General features: G+C 55.5%; 14 protein-coding genes. 5 read left to right on the top strand and 9 right to left on the bottom strand.

Translation table 11 applies throughout. The features are described from left to right. The first annotated feature begins 52 nt into the window (after window positions 1–52). Both JW937_03500 and JW937_03495 read left to right on the top strand, forming a co-directional pair. A complete protein-coding gene (locus JW937_03500; GenBank protein MBN1586478.1) occupies window positions 53–1,114 on the top strand; it encodes a hypothetical protein in 1,062 nt (353 codons plus the stop codon). 86 nt (window positions 1,115–1,200) lie between these two features. Further along, window positions 1,201–3,588 (top strand): hypothetical protein, encoded by a 2,388-nt coding sequence (locus tag JW937_03495; GenBank protein ID MBN1586477.1) that lies wholly within the window; start codon window positions 1,201–1,203, stop codon window positions 3,586–3,588. Between the two features lie 64 nt (window positions 3,589–3,652). Here JW937_03495 and JW937_03490 read toward each other — a convergent pair whose 3' ends face one another. Next, window positions 3,653–4,423, bottom strand: a complete 771-nt coding sequence (locus tag JW937_03490; GenBank protein MBN1586476.1) for a hypothetical protein — start codon at window positions 4,421–4,423, stop codon at window positions 3,653–3,655. 27 nt (window positions 4,424–4,450) lie between these two features. Continuing rightward, the gene (locus JW937_03485; protein ID MBN1586475.1) at window positions 4,451–5,107 is read right to left on the bottom strand and encodes a class I SAM-dependent methyltransferase; all 657 of its coding nucleotides are present in this window, start codon (window positions 5,105–5,107) and stop codon (window positions 4,451–4,453) included. A gap of 91 nt (window positions 5,108–5,198) precedes the next feature. Here JW937_03485 and JW937_03480 point away from each other — a divergent pair, with 91 nt between their 5' ends. Continuing rightward, window positions 5,199–5,915, top strand: a complete 717-nt coding sequence (locus JW937_03480) for a DUF3313 family protein (protein MBN1586474.1) — start codon at window positions 5,199–5,201, stop codon at window positions 5,913–5,915. 7 nt (window positions 5,916–5,922) lie between these two features. Here JW937_03480 and JW937_03475 read toward each other — a convergent pair whose 3' ends face one another. Then, complete coding sequence (locus JW937_03475; GenBank protein ID MBN1586473.1) at window positions 5,923–10,728, bottom strand: methyltransferase; 4,806 nt, start codon at window positions 10,726–10,728, stop codon at window positions 5,923–5,925. A 298-nt stretch (window positions 10,729–11,026) separates the two neighbouring features. On the opposite strand from JW937_03475, the gene JW937_03470 reads away from it, so the two are divergent. Next, a complete protein-coding gene (locus JW937_03470) occupies window positions 11,027–12,316 on the top strand; it encodes a Glu/Leu/Phe/Val dehydrogenase (GenBank protein ID MBN1586472.1) in 1,290 nt (429 codons plus the stop codon). Between the two features lie 4 nt (window positions 12,317–12,320). Here the strand turns inward: JW937_03470 and JW937_03465 are convergent, their stop codons facing one another. After that, on the bottom strand, window positions 12,321–14,225 hold the full coding sequence (locus JW937_03465) for a hypothetical protein (GenBank protein ID MBN1586471.1): 1,905 nt from the start codon (window positions 14,223–14,225) through the stop codon (window positions 12,321–12,323). 209 nt (window positions 14,226–14,434) lie between these two features. On the opposite strand from JW937_03465, the gene JW937_03460 reads away from it, so the two are divergent. Beyond that, window positions 14,435–15,016: a thioredoxin family protein gene (locus tag JW937_03460; protein MBN1586470.1), complete on the top strand. Its 582-nt coding sequence runs from the start codon at window positions 14,435–14,437 to the stop codon at window positions 15,014–15,016. A gap of 102 nt (window positions 15,017–15,118) precedes the next feature. On the opposite strand, the gene hemH is transcribed toward JW937_03460, so the two are convergent. From hemH to JW937_03435, 5 genes are all read right to left on the bottom strand, one after another. Then, the gene (gene hemH / locus JW937_03455; GenBank protein ID MBN1586469.1) at window positions 15,119–16,036 is read right to left on the bottom strand and encodes a ferrochelatase; all 918 of its coding nucleotides are present in this window, start codon (window positions 16,034–16,036) and stop codon (window positions 15,119–15,121) included. Between the two features lie 16 nt (window positions 16,037–16,052). Further along, the gene (gene hemE / locus JW937_03450; GenBank protein MBN1586468.1) at window positions 16,053–17,999 is read right to left on the bottom strand and encodes a uroporphyrinogen decarboxylase; all 1,947 of its coding nucleotides are present in this window, start codon (window positions 17,997–17,999) and stop codon (window positions 16,053–16,055) included. Between the two features lie 29 nt (window positions 18,000–18,028). After that, complete coding sequence (locus JW937_03445; protein MBN1586467.1) at window positions 18,029–19,273, bottom strand: ABC transporter substrate-binding protein; 1,245 nt, start codon at window positions 19,271–19,273, stop codon at window positions 18,029–18,031. Window positions 19,274–19,376: 103 nt separating this feature from the next. Further along, a complete protein-coding gene (locus JW937_03440) occupies window positions 19,377–19,715 on the bottom strand; it encodes a P-II family nitrogen regulator (protein MBN1586466.1) in 339 nt (112 codons plus the stop codon). A gap of 4 nt (window positions 19,716–19,719) precedes the next feature. Beyond that, window positions 19,720–21,045 carry an ammonium transporter gene (locus JW937_03435; protein MBN1586465.1) on the bottom strand — a complete coding sequence of 442 codons (1,326 nt, stop codon included), beginning with the start codon at window positions 21,043–21,045 and terminating at the stop codon, window positions 19,720–19,722. Window positions 21,046–21,269: the final 224 nt, after the last annotated feature.

Raw genomic sequence — 21,269 nt, 5'->3', positions numbered from 1 at the left:
GGTCAGCTTATCCGAGGCCACTCTAGCTCGTTTCCACGTGGCATTTGCCCTAATGAGCATCATTCCCTTGCTCATCTGTCTTTATCTGATTACCGTCCGCTTCTTTTCCGTCAATGCACTCATCGGTCTGGACGGTTTCTACTTTTTGTTGAGCATCTTTATCGCCCTGCTCGGCCTGTTTTTCGGCCGCAACATGATCCACGATATTGTGCAGGATCTTCTGATTTCCCATTCAAGGATAGAGCGTTCCTCCCGGGAACTCCACGTTACAATCGAGCGCTTGCAAACGGAGCTTCTCACGCACGCCGCGGACAAGGCCCAGCTCCAACGCACACACCAAGAGCTCCAGGCCACGCAGGATCAGCTTATTCAGGCTGAAAAATTCGAATCTTCCGGCCGTTTGGCCAAACGTATGGCCGATGAAATCAAGCACCCTCTTACCAGCATTCTGCTAGCCACACACTTTCTCTTCAAACACACCAACACGGATGACGACAAAACCCAGGACGCTCTGCGCAATATCGAAGACTCTGTGAAGCAGGTGGATACGATTATCGAGGATCTCTCCAATCTCTCCGGGGCGCAACGCGGCACTCCCCACCAGGAGACTGTCAACACGGTGGTGGAAAAGGCCCTCTTTCTCATGGATCAGGAATTCAAAAAGAACAACATCAAGATCGTGAAGAAGCTGGGCAGGAACCTGCCCAAGATTGCACTGGACCACGAGAAGTTCAATCAAGCTTTGGTTTCTGTGTACCGCAATGCCTTGCAGGCCATGCCCGATGGAGGGATCCTCACTGTGGCCACGTACACAGATGTCTTTCAACGTATACAAGAAAAGTCCGCCGTGCGCCGGCCGGATCAATTCCACGAGGGCGAAGAAGTCTTTGTGATTGATATCGAGGACACGGGTGCGGGAATTTCAGAAAAAGACATCACCAAAATCTTTGATCCCTTTTTCACCACACGCACGGTCAAACAGGGCAGCGGCCTGGGGCTTACGCTCAGTCGCAACATTATCGAATCCCACAACGGCACGATCAGTGTGACCAACCGTCCCGGAGGCGGCGTGCTCGCCAAGATCGTGCTTAAGATCCCCGCTCCAGAGGCATGACCATCACTCCAAGGCCACCGCGAGCAGATCTAATCCGGCATTGCGACCCTGAGCCTGCCGAAGGGAAAGCAATCTTTGTCATTGCGATGACGATTGCCCTGTTTCTTCTCTTCATACCGCCCGCCTTTGCTCAAAGCACCGAGGCCTGGTACGCCTTTACCCTGGACAAAAACCTCGACCCGGACTCTCCAGCCAATATCGGGAGGCATGTGCTGAATGCGCCGGCCGGTATTCACGGCTATGTCGAGGTTAACGGCGCGGATTTTCAATTTGATAACGGCAGCCCAGCTCGCTTCTGGGGCACTAATTTGTGCCGTTCAGGCGCATTCCCTCCGGAGGAAGAGGCCAAGTTTGCGGCAGATCGCATCGCTTTTTTCGGTTTCAATGCAGTCCGCTTCAGCGATATCGACAGCGCCTTTGCCCCCGATGGCTTGTTGGAGGACAGTGCCCCCGGTTACACCGACCCGCAACTCAAAAACACCCAATTGATCAGCAGGGAACAGCTCGACCGGATGGACCGTTTAATTTACTTGCTTAAGCGGCGCGGCATCTACACCGCATTCAATCTACTGACCAACCGCCGGTTCACGGTGGCTGACGGTGTTGTCCAAGCCGGACTGCTCGGCCCCGGAGCAAAGCCTGCCTGTCTATTTGACCCGCACCTCATCAAGCTCCAACAAATTTACGCAAAGCAATTGCTTACGCACTACAACCCCTACACCGAAAGCCGCTACTCTGAGGAACCCGCTGTCGCCTTCGTCGAAATCGTCAACGACTGTTCCCTGATCCGGGCCTGGCAACAAGGCCGGCTCAACGAACCCGACAATCTGTGGGAAAAGGCCTATTTGCCGGAGTTCTACTTGAAGCAGCTGGATGACCGGTGGAACCGTTGGCTGGAGAAAAAATACCCCACCCCGGCGGAGGCCATTGCTATCTGGGGCCTCGATGGTCTGGAACCTGTGGAGCGCGCCATTGTTCAGCAAGATCATCTGTGGGTGGTCGAAAAACACGCCGATGCCCGTTGCCGTTTCAACTCCGCAGCCGGCGCGGCCATCCTGCACGCCGATCTGGTTACCGGAAAAGCCGAGCACCTTCAGTACCGGCGCAATCGCATTCCCACTGTGGCCGGGCAAAACTACCTCTTGGAATTCACCGGCAGCGCAGACCGCACACTCAACATCCAGGCGGTAATTCAGCAGGCGACTTTTCCGCTCACCCATCTCGGCCTTGACCAATCTTGCGAATTGGATCGCGCCTGGCGCATCTACCAGATTCCCTTTACGGCCACGGACGACTGCCTCAACGCCAAACTCACCTTCTACTTCGGCGCCCAAAAAGCCATGGTGCGAATCAAAGATGTGCGGCTCTCCAAGGTCACGACTCTGCCCATTTTGATGAAGGAAGCCCAAAGGACACGATTTGACTTCAAACGCCCCAAGTACGCATGGCTTTATTTCTATCCTGAGCTCATGCAAAAGGACATCCGGGAATTCTACCTGGAATTGGAAAGGGCCTATTTCACGGAGATGGAGCGCTTTCTGCGTGTGGAGGCGGGGGTTCAAGTCCCGGTCACAGGCATCAGCGGCTACCCTCTGCCGGAAAATCTCAGGACCCAAGAAGACCTGGACTATGTGGATGCCCAGGCATTTTGGGATTACCCGCAGTTCCCGGACAAAGCCTGGGATCGCAGCGATTTCCGGATCCATAATGAATCCATCTTCGGCAAGGAGGGCGAGGCCGAGGAGACGGGGCTGCTCGCCGGATTGATCGAGAAAGAAGTCCGCGACAAACCCTTCACCGTAAGCGAATGGAATCATTGCTATCCCAATACATTCTCTTGGGAGACGCCGGTACTCCTGGCCCACACCGCCAGAGAGCGCGGATGGGATGCAGTATTCCAGTACAACTTCGCGAATAGCGCTGACTCCTATGAATACGCCAGCGCAGTAAACGACTACTTTGAGATCGCGGCGAACCCGCAACAGCTCCTGCTCTGCAGTTTGGGCAGTCTGGTTTATCTGGGAAAAGAGGAACTGAAGAAGACCGTGAGCGAAACCGGAATTGGCCTTAGCAACTCCAGCGCGGCGATTATTTACGGAGCCCCGGCCCTAAACCCCAGCCCCAAACGCCGGACCCTGTTCCACACCCGCTCCCAGGGCGTTGGCGCCCTCATTGCCCCGGACGGAGTTCCTTTGGATGAAGCACAAGAGCTGATTCTGTATGCGGTGGGCCCCCTGCAAGCGCGCGGCAGTAAGCGCCGCAGCGACAAACACTTTTTATGGGGAGACGGCACACCGATGTTGTGCGGCATGGATCTGCAACTCTTCATTCACGACCGCTACTCGCTGCAGGTCTATGCGCTCGACGAAAAAGGCGAGCCCCATGAAGAGCCCTCCCTGGCGTCCGGACGCGTGCGCCATGATCTGAATTTGAGCGGCACGCAGAGTCCGTGGTACCTGCTCAAATTTGAGTAAGGGCGTTCAGCCTTCATTGAGACCCTGAGCCTTTTAAAGGGGAAGCAATCTTTGGCCCCCAAAATCACGACTTCTCCAAAATCCACGAGTTGTAACGCAGGAAGTCCTTGGCGTCCACGAAGTCCGGCTTGAGCTCCCCGGTCTCCAGAAATTTCCGGGACACGCGCGTCCAGCAGGCCTGGGTGGCAAAGCGCTGTAGGTCCTGAAGCAAGGTCTTAAAATTCTCGCGGGAGTTGGTGGCCAGGCGCTCTTTCAGATACGCATAGTTGAATGCGGTGGGGCGGATCTCCAACAAGATCTTTTCCTGAGCAAAAATCAGGTGAATCAGAACCCCTTGTTCGGAAACGTTTTCAAAACGGGTTGTCTTGACGGTCTTGGTTTTGCTCACGGGAATGCCGGTAAGGGCAGTCACTCCCCAATTAATGCTGTGTTTTTTGGCCTCCCCCACCACGCTTTTCTGTTTGGTGATAGGCACACTCCCGATGGAGACGATAGATAGACTGTGCCAGGGCACAGACGTAAGGGCTTCGGTGATTCCGATCTGGGCGTAAAGGAAGTCCTCCTTCAGTTCCGCCTTTTTGACCGCATAGAGTTGAAGCGCGCCCTTGGGCTCCGAATCCTCCTTCTTGAGGGCCGGAAAACCCGCAGACTCCAATGCCGCAAGCAACGCATCGGCGGTAGAAAGATCCAGATCCTTGGCAATCCACCCGTAGTGAAGTTTAAGCTGCGGAAAGTAATCGAGCATCACCCCGCCCAGGACCTGATGCAGAACCCGGCTCACCGGCTCGATCGGCAGAGGAAAGGATTCGTCTTTGAGAAAGACAGAGTACGGCATGGCCTACTCAGTGTAACAGCAAAGCGCCTAAAAGGAGCCCTGCTTCTGCGCGATAAAGACCCAGTTAAGGCCCCACATAAAAGGCCGGCGCCGGACAAACTGAAGGGGCGGAGTATTCAGGTAGCTGAGCAGCTCCTTATGGGGCATGCAGTATTGCTCGTCCTCTTCCATGCCCCGCTCCGTGTCCATGTCCTTTTTGCCGCGCAAGGCGCAATAGAAATGCGCCCATTGATGCACCAGGGTTTGCGTGACGGGCTCCCCCTCAGTGGCCACCAGCAATCCGCCGGGTTTGAGAACCCGCGCGAATTCCTTAAACTCTTCTACGCGTTTGGATTGAGGAATATGGCTCACAACCGCCACCAAGCTCAGGGTGTCGAAGGACTCATCCTCGAAGGGCAGGCGGCAAGGGTCATCAACCACATTTTCTACTCCCTCATAAGCAAAGACATCCACGCCCACACCCTGGTCCGGGCCGATGAAGTCCCGGATAAAAAGATTCCCCGGACCACAGCCCACGTCCAGCACGCGGCCCTTGCAATGCCGCGCAACAGCGCGCATGCGCTCATCCCGCAGAGTGGAAAGCCCCCATTTGGGTTCCGTACCCGCAAATAACGCCCGCAAAGGAAAAAGCAGGGTATCGAAGAAACGTCCGCTAAGGGATCGGTGGACCTTGGAGTGCACCATAGAAACTATGGTAAGCGATAGGGAAAGGGGCAGGCAATAAATGCTTTGTCTACCCCCTACCCTAACTTGCGCAGTCGGTTATAATGAATGCATGTGCCGTTCCCGTATCTTCCTGCTTTTCATCCTCCTCTGTCTGGGTTTGAGCGCTTGTTCTTTCAAGGCCAAGCCTGCGCCCTCGGCGGGTTTTGTGTCCGAGGAGCAACTGCTGGAGGACGAACGCTTCCCCTTTCACAAAGCCTGGATGGCCGAAGGCTTTAGCTGGGACAACTACTCCACGATCTATATCGCGCCGGTCAACACCCGCTATTTACTGGAAATGGATTGGATCAAGGAGATCGGCAAGGGGCAAATCCCGGAAAAGGATATTCCCTTTGTAGCCGAGACCGCGCGCCAAGCCTTTAAGATGGCCTTTGCGCAGGATCGCGATCATAAATACCTGGTCGTGGAAGAAGCCCAGAGCAACTCAATCATTCTGGAGCTGGCCTTGGTGGAGATCATTCCGAACCGGGCATTTCTGGACACGCTGAGTTATGGCGTTCCTTATGCGGGAGGCCTGCTGCGCATGGGCGCCAAGAGCCGGGTGGCTTTTGAGGCGCGGCTCAGGGACGGGCGCACGAACGAGGTGGTGGCCGCCTTTGCGGACCGCGAACAGGAAAAGGCCTCCCTTGTGAATTTGAAGAATCTGGCTTGGTACTGGCAGGCCCAAGCCATTATTGAGGAATGGGCCCGGCAGTTTGTGGACATTGCCAATGCCGGAGAAGGCGAGACTGTGAAGGATTCGAGTTTCTTTGAGTTGGCGCCGTGGTAGATCAGGTCTACAGAGAAGATTCAATAGCGACTATTGCCTGCTGCGAAGGCCATGTCCCTAGGTGCAACTGCCGCGCCTCATCCGCACGACTCGGGCCTTCCACCAGCATAGTTGAGGGCCCATAGTGGACTTCTCCGCCTTGCTGCACACCGCCGTAGCCAAACATTTCGCCCAATGGAATAGGAATACTATCGGGTCGAACTCTCCAAATGCCTCGGCTCATATGCTGTTGGTTCATATCCGCAACCACATTGGCGTTCAGTCTTCGCGCCTGCTGCAGTACCTTTTCATCCACCACATCGCTTGGATCCGTACCGGGTTCAAGAAAGTCCAGCGCGCCTTTGAGAAGCAGGGTATCGAAACGCAACCTTCCAAGGGTTGCTCTGAAGGGTGATGTTTGATCATAGACATTGTCCTGCATATACCAGAACCTTTTGAGCCTTCCTGTATGAGGATCTTCAAACTGAATTACGGCATTCCTAAACCCTTGCTCAGGACGGTCGCGCATGTCCTCCTCAGTCAAAAATCTAAAGTCGCCGTCCTCTTGGAGATCAAAATAGTAAACTCCCTCTATTCCTGCTCCCAAAAAATTGACACAACGTGCCAAAGCCAAAGGTCCTATGCCGTTCAAGCCCAGACGCTGCAGCATATTGACTAAGGACAGATGAGAATCAATCCCGCCGAATAACCCACCCACCCTGTGGTAATAATTGCCGTCTCCGAACATCTTTTGAATATCCCCCGGGGAACCGAAGTTTTCCAGACCAAAAGCGATAACATCCTCTACATCAGAATCCATAGCAAAAGGTGTGTACGGATCGGCGCCTCCAAATGGATAGTAGACCGTTGAACCCATCCCAACCTCTCCACCGATTTGCCTCAAAAAGGCGGAATGATTTTCGAAGGTCGGCCAGCCTGCCATCGAACCTGCAAGGTTTCGTTTGAGCTGGAAGGCGAGAGCCCCTTCGGGATCTGCCAGATCATCCAAATAGGAACGAAATATTTCCGCCACTTCCGGAATTGCCATCGAGTTGTATCCCGTTCCCGGGATATTCAGGTGTAGTGCATCCGGCAGCCCCTCTGGCCCCAAAGGCAACAACACGGGCCGGTATTCCACTACCCAGACAACCAGTCCGCTCTCACTTTTCCGACTCCGCATTTGGAAGTCACCAGAATGCCCCCCCAGAAATCCTCTGAGGATCTTTTCTGTCACAAAGTCGTTGTTGTACATGATGAGCGAGCCTCCGGGCTTCAGTTTTCTCGGAAGATCCTGCATAACGGACCGCATCAGATTGAATCCGCCATCCCGTGTGGCCGTGTGGCGCGCGTCATCCTCGGCCGCTTCTGGCTGCACCAATGGGGCACCAAAAAGAATGAAGTCCACCGGCTCCTGCACCTCGGCCAACCCGTCAGATACCTTGGCCACAACGCGATCGGCCACCCCAGAAATCTCTGCGGCAACTCGCGTGTTTTCCACAGCCATCAGGTCTAAGTCCAGGGCTTGCACAAACGCGCCTTGCTCAGCAGCACGAATTCCAATAATCCCAGTTCCACACCCCAGGTCCACCACCTCGTCCCCCTCCTGAATGAGTGGCAGGGCAGCCTCGAGCAACAAGCTGGCATAGCCTCCAGGCCACACTCCGGGCAGCACAGGGATGCGCAACTGATCCACAGCACCCGAGCCCGGCCCGATGTGCGAAACACCATAAGGATGAACCGCCCACATGCGTGCGGAAGGATCTGTCCTAAAGTAGCGGAGCAATGTTCGGTCTGCCTGACGGGATTCAGAAAGTCGAGTGTACAGTGCTCGGTCGTCCACCTGCGCCGCCAATAACAGCGGAAGCCCTTCATAACGAACTGTCCAGGCCCTTTGGATGCGTTCACTACCAAAGATGCGACCCAACACGTCAGGCTGCTGACTAATCTCTGCGACTTCATATCCGTCCGGATCGCTTTGCCAATCCAGATCCTCTGAGGGACACCCTGCGATGCCCCGGATGGCCGCCTCAGCAATCGCACGCTCCTCGGGCGCTGTAAAGACCTCTTCCTTGTTTGTATTTTCACTCGCGAGCAACCGCTCGACCACTTCCTCAGAGAGGTTTAAAGGTAGAAAATGTAGGTACTGCCGCAGGAATGGATCCCAATGGGGCTCTTCAAAAAGGTCATACGCATAGGCTGTGGTGAGCGCCTCTCGCACCCATGCCCTCTGTTGCCCTGCCATCCATTGCTTTGCCTCAGAGCGCCAGCCTACAATAGCAGTACCAGAACTATAAAAGGTGATCGATGCTCCCCCGCTTGCAGCAACAACACTGTTCTTCCCCTCTGACAAAATTCCTCCCTTGGATGCAAGCACCGCAGCTTGTAAGAGTCTCGAGGCTTCCTCGGCAGAAAACCCTGACAGCGCAACCCTATCTCCCTCTGCAGCAATCAGCAGCGGATTGGTAGGTACCTCTCGATGAAACCAAAGCTTTTTGAATGCCTTCGAGACCTCCTCCGTCGAGATCTCCGCACCAAAGCGTTTCTTCACTGCCTCTACAAATGCGGATAAAATGTCCTCATTAGAGATGATTATCGCAAATGTCACTGGGTCTCCTGCAATCGTGGCTGCGGCTTGGCCAAGCGACTCACCATACTTTTCAGCCATTACTTTACAACAAACTACGCCAAACAATTCCAATGCTTCCCGGCCTGTTTCTGGGGAGAGGAGTTCGAGGCGCGGTCTAACTCCCGTAAGAGCATCCCACGCTCTCCAGACTCTATCTCGTGCTGAAGCCCTGACCTCATTCAGATCGCGATGCTCCATAGCCAACATGGCGAGCTGCAGGTTTTCCTCTTCATAGGGAACCACGCGTGGAAGGACTTTGTCAGGATTGAGCGGCAGTCCGTGTTCGGCCGCAAATTGCATGATATCCAGGAGAAAGGCCTCGAGCTGTGCTGCTGGGACCATCAGCATACCGCCCTGGGCGTCGATATCCAGGCCGTCCACTGGAGGGTAAATGGTAATCTCTCCCTGCTCCTCCCCCGCAGCACGGTGTTCAATCATCCACGGATCTCTGCCTGTGGCAATCGTCCCTTCTTCTCTCCAAGCCTGCACCGCCCTCTCAAGATCTCTTACCCCCCGAGCTCTCATCCTTTGTTGCACGTCACTGTTGTAGATAGTGAGCTGTGTCATCATTTGGTCACGCCACTCCTCTGCACCCACCCTACCCAATTCGGCGATCTTTCTCCTAAAAGTCTCACCCCCGACACTCCACTCTTGGTAAAGCTGAATATCCAAGTCTCGATCCCTACGCGCTTCACACATTTGCTGCCAAGGAATAAACACTCCGTACTCACCCCCAGGCCTGGGATTCGTCATCAAGAAATATTGATATCCATGTTTCGCCATTGAATTGTGTTGGGGATCGTAAAATCCATAGGGATTAGGAATATTTCCAAAGGTTCTTTCCACTGCGCCGACTTGGAAAGAAGTGCCCGTCGTCACCGCCCCACCGCTGAGGGCCTGAACAGAGGACGGTGCTATTTTCCTGGCAGGGGCCTCCCCCATAATCCCCATTAAAGCCATTGATGCCAAGTACTCCGGCTGGGTTGCATGAGTTGCAAATAGTTGGGTTACAGACTCGCCGGATGGAATCTTATGGACAATGACCTCGCCTGCTTGAATCGGTGCGTGTAGAATCTCAGCCAGGTTCTCCTGGAATGCATGCATCATGGCAATCTGGTAATCGACGCTAGCACGACCAGATTGCAGTAATTCAAGGCCCTTCTGTTTTTCGCCCCGATGTTGTTCCTCTTCAATGAGCGCTGCTAGCCTGCCCAATGGCACCCCCCATTCTTGGCTCAACCTCAACAAGATCTTTTGCTCCCTCTCACCAATAAAGGGTTTACGCAATGATCCTTCCAACGGTAAGTTCACCAACAGATCGCGAATCACGCTCTCAGAAGCCTGGATCTGCGTGCGACTCACACCAGCCCTGACCTCAAGAGTCGCCCAAACTGCAGGCCAATACTCAGCTTCTTTCTCCTGAGTGTGCCGAATGATCCATTCCAACTGGTACAAATCGTTCACATAAAGCTCCAAGAAATTCCGCATCCTCTTGAGGCGTACATACTCCGGATATTGCATCCTTTGTTCTTCATCCAAGTTCTCAATATTGGGGATGGCCAGGGCAACTTGCTCTCCGAGTCTCTGTAGTTCTCGCCACTCTTCCAATATCCAATCTGAAAGGGGATAACCGAGTTCTCTCATCACCGTATTTATGGCCCGGACTTCGTTGACCACATCGCTCCCAAGATACGCCCGGAAGGGATCGTGAAACCCTTCAGGCATCGGTCCTGCAAGTGTTTGATTCACCCAACCCAAAAGCTGAGCGCTCCCTTCCGAGCCGAGTAACGACTCCAGGCTCTTGCGTCTGCCAGACGGCGCCAAGACTGACTTAGCATCTGCAAGAAGAGACCAACCCTGCTGCCCTGGTTGCGATTCCATCCAACGTAACACTTCCTCGGAGGGCACTCCAGTTGCACCGGCCTCTTCCGCAGCCTCCTTAAGCATCAGAGAGAGCCAAGCAGCGCCAGGATTGCTTCTCCCAATCAATGTGTTGAAAAGTCTTGGAGATGCTTCACTGAGCTCGGCAATACGCTGAAGGCGAGTGGGGTCGATTCTATAGCGCTTGATCCAGAAGGCTTCAATCTCTGCGTCGCCAAAGGTTGCGATGGTCGCGAGTTTGGGGGCTGATGCATTGGCGCAAGGAATCGCAGCGAGAAGCACGCTTACAAAAGCAATCGTTGCGGGCAAGAGATTTCTTTTCTTCATCACAGTTTCGTATAACTTGTGCCAATTAGTATATTTACAACAAAGTATATCATCTAAATAAGCTTCAGGACGGCATTCAAGAATTTGAGATCCTCTTTCTAAATACTTGTTTGCAAATAAGTTACAAACTCTAATGCGAATTCAGCATTCAGCGGTTAGAATGAGTCAAGATTAGGGACGGTTCTCGCTAGCCTTTTTCGCTGCATCCAGTTCTGTGAGAACCGTCCCCTCAAGTCCTGAGGGACACATCTCCTTCGTAGATATGTCCCTTGACTTCATCAGCAAAGGAGCTGCCGGAGTGGAGCAAAGTCTATTTGCGGAAGCTAGCCAACGCGTGGTCAAGGCGCTCGCGCATGCGACCGTGCCGCCGGATGCCATTGAAAGATTGAAGTATCCGAAGAGCGCATTGAAGGTTTCAATTCCTGTGCGCATGGATACCGGGGATTTAAAAGTCTTTCCGGGATATCGCGTGCGATACGACGATTCCCTCGGCCCGACCAAGGGCGGAATCCGTTTTCATCCGGGCGTCAATATGGATGAGGTCACCTCTCTCGCGTTTTGGATGACTTTTAAGTGCGCGGCGCTCAACCTGCCTTTTGGCGGGGGCAAAGGGGGAATCAGGGTCAATCCCAAGGAGCTTTCCCGCTTTGAGCTGGAGCGCCTGAGCCGCGGCTATATTGATGCGGTCAATATCATGATCGGCCCGGACCGCGACATCCCCGCGCCCGATGTCTACACCAATCAGATGATCATGGGTTGGATGCTCGATGAATACGGCATTATTAATCATAAGCACGTACCTGCAGTCATCACCGGCAAACCCATTCCCATGGGCGGCAGCCTGGGTCGCGAGTCAGCCACTGCGCGCGGGGCATTCTTCACGATCGAGGCAATCATGCCTAAGTTGGGCAAGGCGCCGCAAGACACGACCGTGGCCATTCAAGGTTTTGGAAATGCGGGCGGGATTTTGGCCGAGCTGTTGCACGAAGCAGGTTACAAAATCATTGCGGTGAGTGATTCCAAAGGCGGCGTGTATGCCGAGCAAGGTTTGGACATTCCCATGGTGCGCCGGTTCAAGGAAAAACGAAAACAACTCAAGGCCGTGTACTGTGAAGGCTCCGTGTGTCATATCGAGGAGCACCAGACTTTGACTAACGAAGAGCTGTTGGAGTTGGACGTGGATATCCTGGCGCCCTCGGCCCTGGAGAACCAGATCACGGCAGAGAATGCCGATCGAATCAAGGCCAAGTACATCTTTGAGGTCGCCAACGGCCCCACAACCCCGGCCGCGGATGAAATCCTCAATAACAAAGGCAAACTCGTGGTGCCGGATATCCTCACCAATGCCGGTGGCGTAACCGTGAGCTATTTTGAATGGGTGCAAAACCGGCAAGGCTTCTATTGGTCCGAGGACAAGGTCAACAGCCTGCTCAAGGAGCGCATGGTGGCTGAGACCGAAAACATCTGGCGTTTTATGGAAGAGAAGCAGATTGATATGCGCACCGCGGCCTACGCGCATGCGTTGAACCGGATCGGCGCCGCCATCGAGGCCAAGGGCACCAAGAAATTCTTTACGGCAACGCAATAGCGGTCTAGATCGAGCTGTCCAGGTCTCTCTGAACTCGGACTTCAATGCGGATACTCTCAGTCGCCGGCGGGATGTCTGCTTCGATTAAAACCGGAGGCCGCTCGGCGAGAAAGGCCTGAAGGTCCCGCAGCCCGGGATTGTTGGTGGAGCGGATGATCCTTCCAGGCAGATTCTGCTGCTCAGCCTCTGTTGCGCCGAACTCCCGGAGCCATTTTCCGGCGGCAGCCCACAAGAGCCCCATAAAGGGATCGTCTGTTCCTTCGATCAGATTTGTGGCAGCCTTCTCATGAAAGCCTCCCACAAGAGTGATAACAGTAGGCAGTTCTGCATTGTCCAGCTTGTAAAAACCGCATCCGATGCCCGTGCCGTTGATCAAACCCAGCGCGTACCCCTTGGGATATGCATGCAGCAGTAAGGCAAGCGCACGGCCTTCGTCTTCAGCCACAGCTTCCATGAGCGTCCATGCAATCGAATTCTCTCCTTGGGTCTTGAGCTCTTGCCCCCATTTTTTGAGGACCATGTCACTCACCTCATCGTCGCGCTCATCGCCGTTTTTCGAACAGCCTTTGTACAGCTCGGCAAGGCTTAGATCAGTGCCAAAGAAGGTTTGTACAGCAGCCTCATTCCCATTCACAGAATCCTCAACGGCCTGGACAAATCGCCGGGCCACAGCCACGCCCCCCACCCAGTGTTCCAGGGACGCCTCGCCCTCTTGGGGCTTTGAACCCTCGAAATATACTTGCGGATCCAACCGCATGGCTTCCGTTGTTTGAGTGCCGCGCATCTCTGCGGCATAAGTGGTCAAACCTACTTCTCCGATCCCGAACTGGATAACTCGCTCATTTTCAGATCCGGGCCAGACCACGCCTCCATACACCGCATGACCATCAAGGTACTCTGCCTTTAGCGCCCCGGTGCGGACTTGGTAAGGCAATTCTCCCGAGATTGCGGCCGCGCCATCGTGCAGGATCTCCACTTCGACCTTGGGGGCGCCCGGGAATACCATGCGAATTGTCTCCTGAAGCCAACGACGGAGATCGAAGTACACTTGCCCATCTGTGTGCCGGACAATATAGGGATCTGATACGACGTAATACCCCATGTGCTCAGGCATGAAGGCTGGAGTCTTTGGAGTCATATACACCAGGCCCTCTTCGTATCTTCCGGGGGCAGCCCAGGACACACCGATTTTGCCGATGTCTGCGGCAGAGAGGCTAAGATCCCCGAGGAGATGCTTAAGTTCTTCGCGTAGATCCTCTAACATGAAGTCTCGCTGAATTTTCGCCCGTTCGTGTGCCACTGTGCGTTCGTTGATTTGGACATCGCGCCATGCACGGGACTTTACCCTCACTACTGCGGTCTCTGTCATAGCCCCCGCCCGTACATTCGTTCCACCGATCACCATACCAACACTGGGGAGACCGCCGGCTGCGCGGAATGGGAGGAGTTCCTGCCAGGCTTGGATCAGCTTATCCCTCTCTGGATCTTCGGATGGAGTTCCCAAATCAAGGAGAGCGGAGAGATACGGAGCCAGTTCCCCGTCAATTTCACGGCCCAGCATTCCTCCCAGTGCACCGATTCGCTCAGGTCGCATGGCAAGTTCTGTATGGACTCCGCGTTCAACAGCTGCACGCGCCAAAACCAGGGCCACACGGTCGCGAAAATCCGTCAGGCCCAGGGCATCAAAGGCCTGCCTGCTTTCTTTACTGAGCTCTGCGATTCTCTGAAGCACCTCCGGCTGCAGGGCCCAGGCATTCCAGGTGCGCTGGATCTCTTCTGCTCCAAAAGTGGGGGTGGTTGCCAGATGTTGGGGGGTTGGGGCGCCAAAAGACGAGTTAGTGGGGGCAAAGGCCCAAGCAACAGAGAGAAGACATGCAATGAGTCCAACACGTGTAACTTGTTTTATCACAATAGGCTCCATTTTATTTCCAAGGACATTCAGAGGGACAGAATAGTCTAAGCATACCACTACACACATAGTTAATCAATCTCTTTTGTAAGTATTTTTCTCCCCTGCCCCTTTCCAAATCCAGCCCCCCCAGTACAATGGTGCCAGGCACGGGTGCCAGGCACCGGTGCCTGGCACCGTGAAACGTTCGTGAAACAGAAGGAATACATGTGGCACTCACACCATCGACAATGTTGGCTTTGGGCACAGCGGCACCGGATTTTAGCCTGCCGGATGTGGTCACAGGAAAAACAGTCTCTCTCAAGGACTCTAAGGACAAGGCAGCCCTCTTGGTCATGTTCATCTGCAAGCACTGCCCCTATGTGGTCCATGTCCAGAAGGAGCTGGCACGACTCGGCAGGGATTACGCAAACAAGGACGTTGCTATTGTCGCCATCAGCTCCAACTTTGTGGGCACGCATCCTGAGGACTCCCCGGACAAGCTCAAGAAAATGGCGCAGCAGCTCGGTTTCGCCTTTCCCCTGCTCTATGACGAAACCCAGGAAGTAGCCAAGGCCTACACCGCTGCGTGCACCCCGGACTTCTTTTTGTTTAACGCAAATCACAAGCTCACCTACCGGGGACAATTGGACGACAGCCGGCCGGAAAACGGCAAACCTGTCACAGGGAAAGACCTGCGCGCGGCCATGGACGCCGTGGTCATCAACGGGACTGTGGACGGAAATCAGAAACCGAGCATGGGCTGCAATATTAAGTGGAAGCCGGGGAACGAGCCGGATTATTTCGGATAGTTCTATACGGGGACGGTTCTCATACAACTTATTGGTGTATAAGCGGTTGGCGAGACCTGTCCCCGGATTAGAGGCCGCTATGCGGCTCCTCAGGGTGAGCGGCTAACCGGACTGTGGTGTCAAATATCCAGCGAGCATTTCCAGAAACTTCGGATGATCCATTACCGTGCCGGCCCGTGCATATTGCATACCCAAACGCACACATTCCTCCCTCAACTCGGTATCCAAGTCATACAGGATCTCCACGTTCTCACACAAAAATCCCACAGGCACAGTAAGCACACAGGTCTCTCCCTTATCAGCCAAGGCCTTCGCTGCCTGCAACACATCGGGCTCCAACCAGGGTTGTTTGGGGTTCCCGCTGCGCGACTGGTAAGCCAGCGCAATGCGATCCGGGCGCACGCCCGCGGCCTGCGCAACCGCCCCGGCTGTGGCGCGAAACTCCGCCGCGTAATTTGATTTTTCCGCCATGTCCGTGGGAATGGAGTGCGCGCTAAAGAGAAGAACAGGTTCCGGAAAGGCTTCGCTGCGCAAGCGGCCGAGTTCCATGCGCACCTGATGAGCCCAGGCCTCCACGAATCGCGCGTCCTCGTGCCAGGGCGCCGGGTAGGTATAGGAAAGCCCCTGGAGTCGGGCATCCTTCTGAGCCTGATTCACCGCCTGCACATAGCGGTCAAAACTCGCCTCCGAACGATGCGGGGCCAACACCAGACCCAAACCGCGTTTGCCCCCGGCCTCGCCAATAGCGCGCAGCGTGTCCTTCAAGAAGGGATGCCAGTTCTTCATGCCCACATAAACAGGAACAGACCCGCCGAGCGCCTCGAAGAGTTGGTTGCAAAGCCGGTAGCAAGCCCCGTTGTAAGGCGAAGCCCCGCCCAAAAGATCGTAATGGGAGCGCACCTCTTCCAGACGTTCCCGCGAAACCCGCACGCCGCGTGTGGCCTCCTCTAAAAAAGGCAACACGTCGTCAGGCTGCTCCGGGGCCCCATATCCGATTAGGAGAATGTGGTCATAGGGCATCGATTGCCGCTCCTCCCTAGCGTCCGCCCCGCAATGACATCTCATGCACCATGTCAATGGCCGCAATAACATGGTCCACGGGTGTTTGAGGCAAGACCCCGTGTCCCAGGTTAAAGATATGGCCGGGCCGCCCGCCGTTGAGCTCCAGAATGCGGCGCACGTGCCGGCGGATGGTCGGGTAATCCGTGCAGAGCACGGCAGGATCCAAATTCCCTTGGACCGAGCGCTCGTAACCCACGCGGATGCGCGCCGCGTCCAGGTCCACACGCCAGTCCACACCGATAACTTGCCCGCCCGCGCGGCGCATGTCCTCCAGGATTGAAGTCGTGCCTGTTCCAAAATGAATCACGGGCACTCCCTCGCGCACTCCCTGGATAAGCGCCTGTGTGTGAGGCAGCACAGACTCGCGGTAATCCTCCGGGCTCAAGCAACCCAGCCAGCTGTCAAAAATCTGAACTGCGTCCGCGCCTGCCTCGATCTGACCGTTGAGATAATGGATGAGCCCGCGCGTCAAAATGCCCATCAGCGCGTGCCAGGCCCCGGAATCCGTATACATCAGATGCTTGGTCTTGAGAAATTGACGGGAGGAACCTCCCTCCAAGATGTAGGAGGCCAGAGTAAAAGGCGCGCCGCAAAAACCGATGAGCGGCAAATGATCGGCCAAGGCCTCGCGCGTCCGCCGCACTCCGTCAAAAACGTATTGCAGGCTCTCACGCGCATTGATTTCGCCGAGGCGGTGGATATCCTCTGCCCCGCGAATCCGCCCTTCGATCACCGGCCCTTCGCCGCGCGAGTAGCGCAACCCCAAACCCATGGGCTCCAGGACCACCAAGATATCGGAGAACACAATGGCCGCATCCGCGCCAATGCGCTCGGCCGCTGAAACCGTGACCTCGGCAACCAAATCCGCATTGCGGCACATTTGCAGGAAAGGAACCTTGGCCCGGATCCTGCGGTACTCCTCCATATAGCGCCCGGCCTGGCGCATAAACCAAACAGGCGTCACCTCTGTGGGCTCCCCCCAACAGGCCAAGAGAAAATGGGATCGATTCCTCGCAGGGCCTGATTCTTTCTTGGCCTGCGAACGCTCCTGCACCCAAAGGGCAGCAGCCTCTTCCGGATCCACCTTCCGGCGCCTCAACTCGGCCGCATGTCGCGCCAGCTCAATGACCAAGGGCTCCAAGCGCGACACGAGCGATTCCCAATCCGCAGACCACCCCAATTCCTGAAGCACATCCGTGGTTGAGGGACCGATTGAAGCCACCACCGTGTGTTTGCGAAAGGCTTCCGTGAGTTGGGGCTGAAGTCCCAGCTCCGCGGCGATGCGCATCACATGACGCACCTGCGTGCTGTTGGTAAAGACCGCAAAGGGAATTTTCCCGGAGGCAAGGCTATGAATCGCATTCTTGAGCGGCTGCGTATCGTCCGGAAGAGCCCAACGATAAATAGGCACCTGAACCACACGCGCGCCGCGTTGCTGAAGTTCCGCCAAGAAAGCCGCATTGGAACTGCCGGATTCCTGGACTGCGACGCACTTACCCTCCAACTCAATGCCGCGCTCGCTCATGTCCAGGACCTCCAGAACCTCACGCCAAGTACTGGGCTCCGGCGCCACAAGCAAACCACTAAGGCCTGCCGCGCTCAGAACTTCAGCGGATTTTGGGCCGCGCGCCAGAACAGTGGTCTTCGTTAAAGCTGCGCAAAGGGCATCTGCTCCGTAGATCGCAGAAAGGGTGTCCAAAAGATGGGCTGCGCCACCGCCGCTCATAAACAGGACAACGTCGATGGTCCCGGCCGTGAGCCGCTCTCCGAAACTCAGGAGCTCGGGGTTCTTCTGGAGGCGGATTTCCTGCATGGCCGGCGCGGAGAGAGGATTGCCACCGTGCTCCCGGACGAGGGCAGCCAGGCGCTCGGCCTTGCGGTTTTCGAAGCAAACAACAGTGGCGTGATTGAAGTCGGGCATAGGCTTAGCGGCTATTCTAGCAAAATGATCTAGTCAAGGGTGGACAGCAATTCAGCCTCCGCAGCCTTGAGGACTTTCTGCGGGTCTTCACCGCTGACCAGGGCCCGGTGCAAATGCCGCTGGAGCACACCAGAAACCTGCGCATACTTCGGGTGCATGGGCCGCGCGTGCGCCTTCAGGAGGGCCGGATAGAGCGCTGAATAGTGCGGGCTCTCGAGCAGGATTTCCGGATCCTCGAATAAAGCGCGCCGCGTGGGAATCGCGCCGTTCGCAAAATGAAAAAGTTTCTGGCTTTCCGCGCTTGTCGCAAAGCGAATAAACTCCCAGGCCTCTTCCGGGTGCTCGCTCAAGGCAGAGATCCCGAACCTCCATCCGCCCAGCACCGGGGGACTCTCCTTGTCCGCCCGCTGCAGCAGCGGCAAAATCCCCACCTTTCCCCGCACCGGGGAGTCCGGCTTCTGAGCCAGGATCCAGGCATAAGGCCAATTGTGCATAAACACAGCGCGGCCCTCATGGAACATGTGGCGTGTTTCTTCCTCATGATATTTCGTGACCCCTGGCGGACTGATCTTGTGCAAATGAATCAAGTTCTGCTGCCACCGCAGAGCCTCGACTGCTTCCGGGGTATTGAGAACGATTTCTCCCCCGTCCAGATTCAAATCCCCTCCCATACCCCAGAGCAACTCGAAGAAATTACAGACAAGGCCTTCATCCTGCGCGCCCTGAAACACATACCCCCACTGAAAAGGAAGAACCTGAAGACTTTTGGCCACGGTCACCAGTTCGTGCAATCCCGCAGGCGGGGGAAACCCTGCCTCTTCCAATAAATCCTTGCGATAGTAAAGCACGCTTGTGTCCGAACGCATGGGAACGGCATAAAGCTCATCCTGATATTTGCAGCCCGCAACATCGCCTGGGAGAAACTCTTCGAGCGCATCCTCCTCTATATATGGGATCAAAGATCGCAACCAGCCTGAATGCGCGAATTGGGCCAGCCAGATGATATCCATGTAGACCAAGTCAAAGATGGGTTCGCCCGAAAGAAAAGCCTCGGTGTAAATCTCTTCACGGGCATTGGTGGAAGCAGGCCCCTCGATGAGTTCGATATGGATATCCGCGTGCGCGGCTTCAAAACGGTCAATCAGCTGCGCCCATGCGCCACCGATGTCGGGGGCATCCATGAAGCGCAGCGTAATTGCGCCGGTGTTTGCGGGGCCCCGCGCGCAGGAGCTGAGCAGCAGGGCCAGAAGCAGGGATCGGAACAGGAATTTCATCGAGGGCATTCTAACGCAGAAAAACTCCGGGGTCTTCCCGCTGCAACGCCCACCACGACAGCAACGTTCCGAACCCCGGAGCTTTAATTTGGGGACACAATACCTAAAGGACGGCTTCGCCCCTTTCGTCTGTACGAATCCTAACGGCGTCCAGAACCTCGAGGACAAAGATTTTGCCGTCCCCCACTGACCCGGTCTTGGCTGCCTTACAAATGACCTCGATAATCTTTTCGACCTCGGAATCCGGCACCACCACCTCAATACGGAACTTGGGCAAGAGTTCTATCTGGTAAGACTCCCCTCTCCACTGCTGGGTGATGCCTTTTTGTTTGCCGTGGCCCTCGACTTCCTCGATGGTCAGGCCTGACCAACCGGCGCGGTCCAAGGCAACCCGCACTTCCTGAACCTTTTCAGGTCTCACAATGGCTTCGATTTTCTTCATCAAATTACTCCGTTTTGCCGGCCAGATTGGCCGCCGAATGCCAGGGGTTCCGACTCAGCATCTCCGGATAGGCTGAGTTGCCGTGCTCGCCGATGTCCAAGCCTTCGATCTCTTCCCGGACACTGACACGAATGCCGAGGGTCGCCTTGAGAAGGGTCCACACTGCAAACGAAGCGCTGAGAACAAAGACCGCCACACTAACCACACCCAGGAACTGCGTACCCAGCAAAGCAAAACCGCCGCCCGCAAAGAGGCCGGCCGAACCGCCGGTGAGTTCGGGAAGCGCCCAAATGCCCACAGCCAGCGTACCAAACACACCGCAAACCAAGTGAACTGAAAGCGCACCCACCGGATCGTCAATGCGCATGCGGTCAAAGCCCACCACGGACACCACCACCAACACACCGGCAATGGCTCCGATAAGGATCGCGGCCGGTACGCTGACAAAAGCGCAGGACGCGGTGATCGCAACCAGACCGGCCAGACAACCGTTAATACTCATACCCAGATCCGGCTTACCCAAGAGAATCGTGGAGGCCACTGTAGCCAACAACATTGCCGTTGTGGCCGCTGCATTTGTGGTCACACAAATGTGAGAGATCAACCCAGGGTCCACTGCCATGGTCGAACCCGGGTTAAAACCGAACCATCCCAGCCACAGCACAAAAGCCCCGATCGTGGCCAAGGGCAGATTGTGTCCCGGAATCGGCCGCGTCGAACCATCGGCTCCGTATTTCCCGTAACGGGGGCCGAGCACAATGATCGCTACCAAACCGGCCCATCCCCCAATGGAATGCACCTGCGTGGACCCCGCAAAATCCAGAAAACCTTTTTCAGCCAGCCATCCGCCGCCCCAAATCCAATGACCGACGATGGGATAGATGAGGCCCACGATCACAAAGGAGAAAACAATAAAAGAGAAGTACTTGATGCGTTCCGCCACGCACCCGGACACGATGGTGGCTGCTGTGCCCGCAAACACAAGCTGGAAAAAGAATTTGGCCATGAGCGGCACACCTGCCCAGCTAATGGCGCTGTAAACTCCCTGGTAGGCAGCTTCCTTGGCCGGGCTATTGTCAGCCCCGGCCAATCCAAACAGGCCCTGGGTCCCGACAAAACCGTTCCCGTCCCCAAACATCAGGCCCCAACCGATCGCATAGAAAGAGAGCGTGGCTGCGGCAAAGACAATGAAGTTCTTGGAGAGGATGTTGACGGCATTCTTCGTGCGGCAGAATCCAGCCTCCACACAACCAAAGCCCAAATTCATGAAGAACACAAGCATGGCGCATACAAGCACCCATACTGTGTCGATCATCACCTGCAATTCCATGAGGTCCTCCTGAGCCCTTTGCAGGGTCAAACAAAATAGATCCTTCTCCGCCATGAACCCCGCGAATCAGGATGACAAAAAGATACCCTGCGGATATTTCAGGAATGTTTCAGGAAAATGAATTTTTCAGAACGAGGAGGGACTCTCAAAATCGACGATTTCGGCGCGGGTGCCTGTCCAGCAGCGGCGTGGGAAGAGCACCGTGGAATGGGTGAGCGACACGG

The sequence above is a fragment of the Candidatus Omnitrophota bacterium genome (assembly GCA_016929445.1).
GTDB lineage: Bacteria > Omnitrophota > Gorgyraeia > JAFGIU01 > JAFGIU01 > JAFGIU01.
Note: the sequence above shows the minus strand (reverse complement) of the source record. Positions and strands in the feature narration are given on the sequence as shown.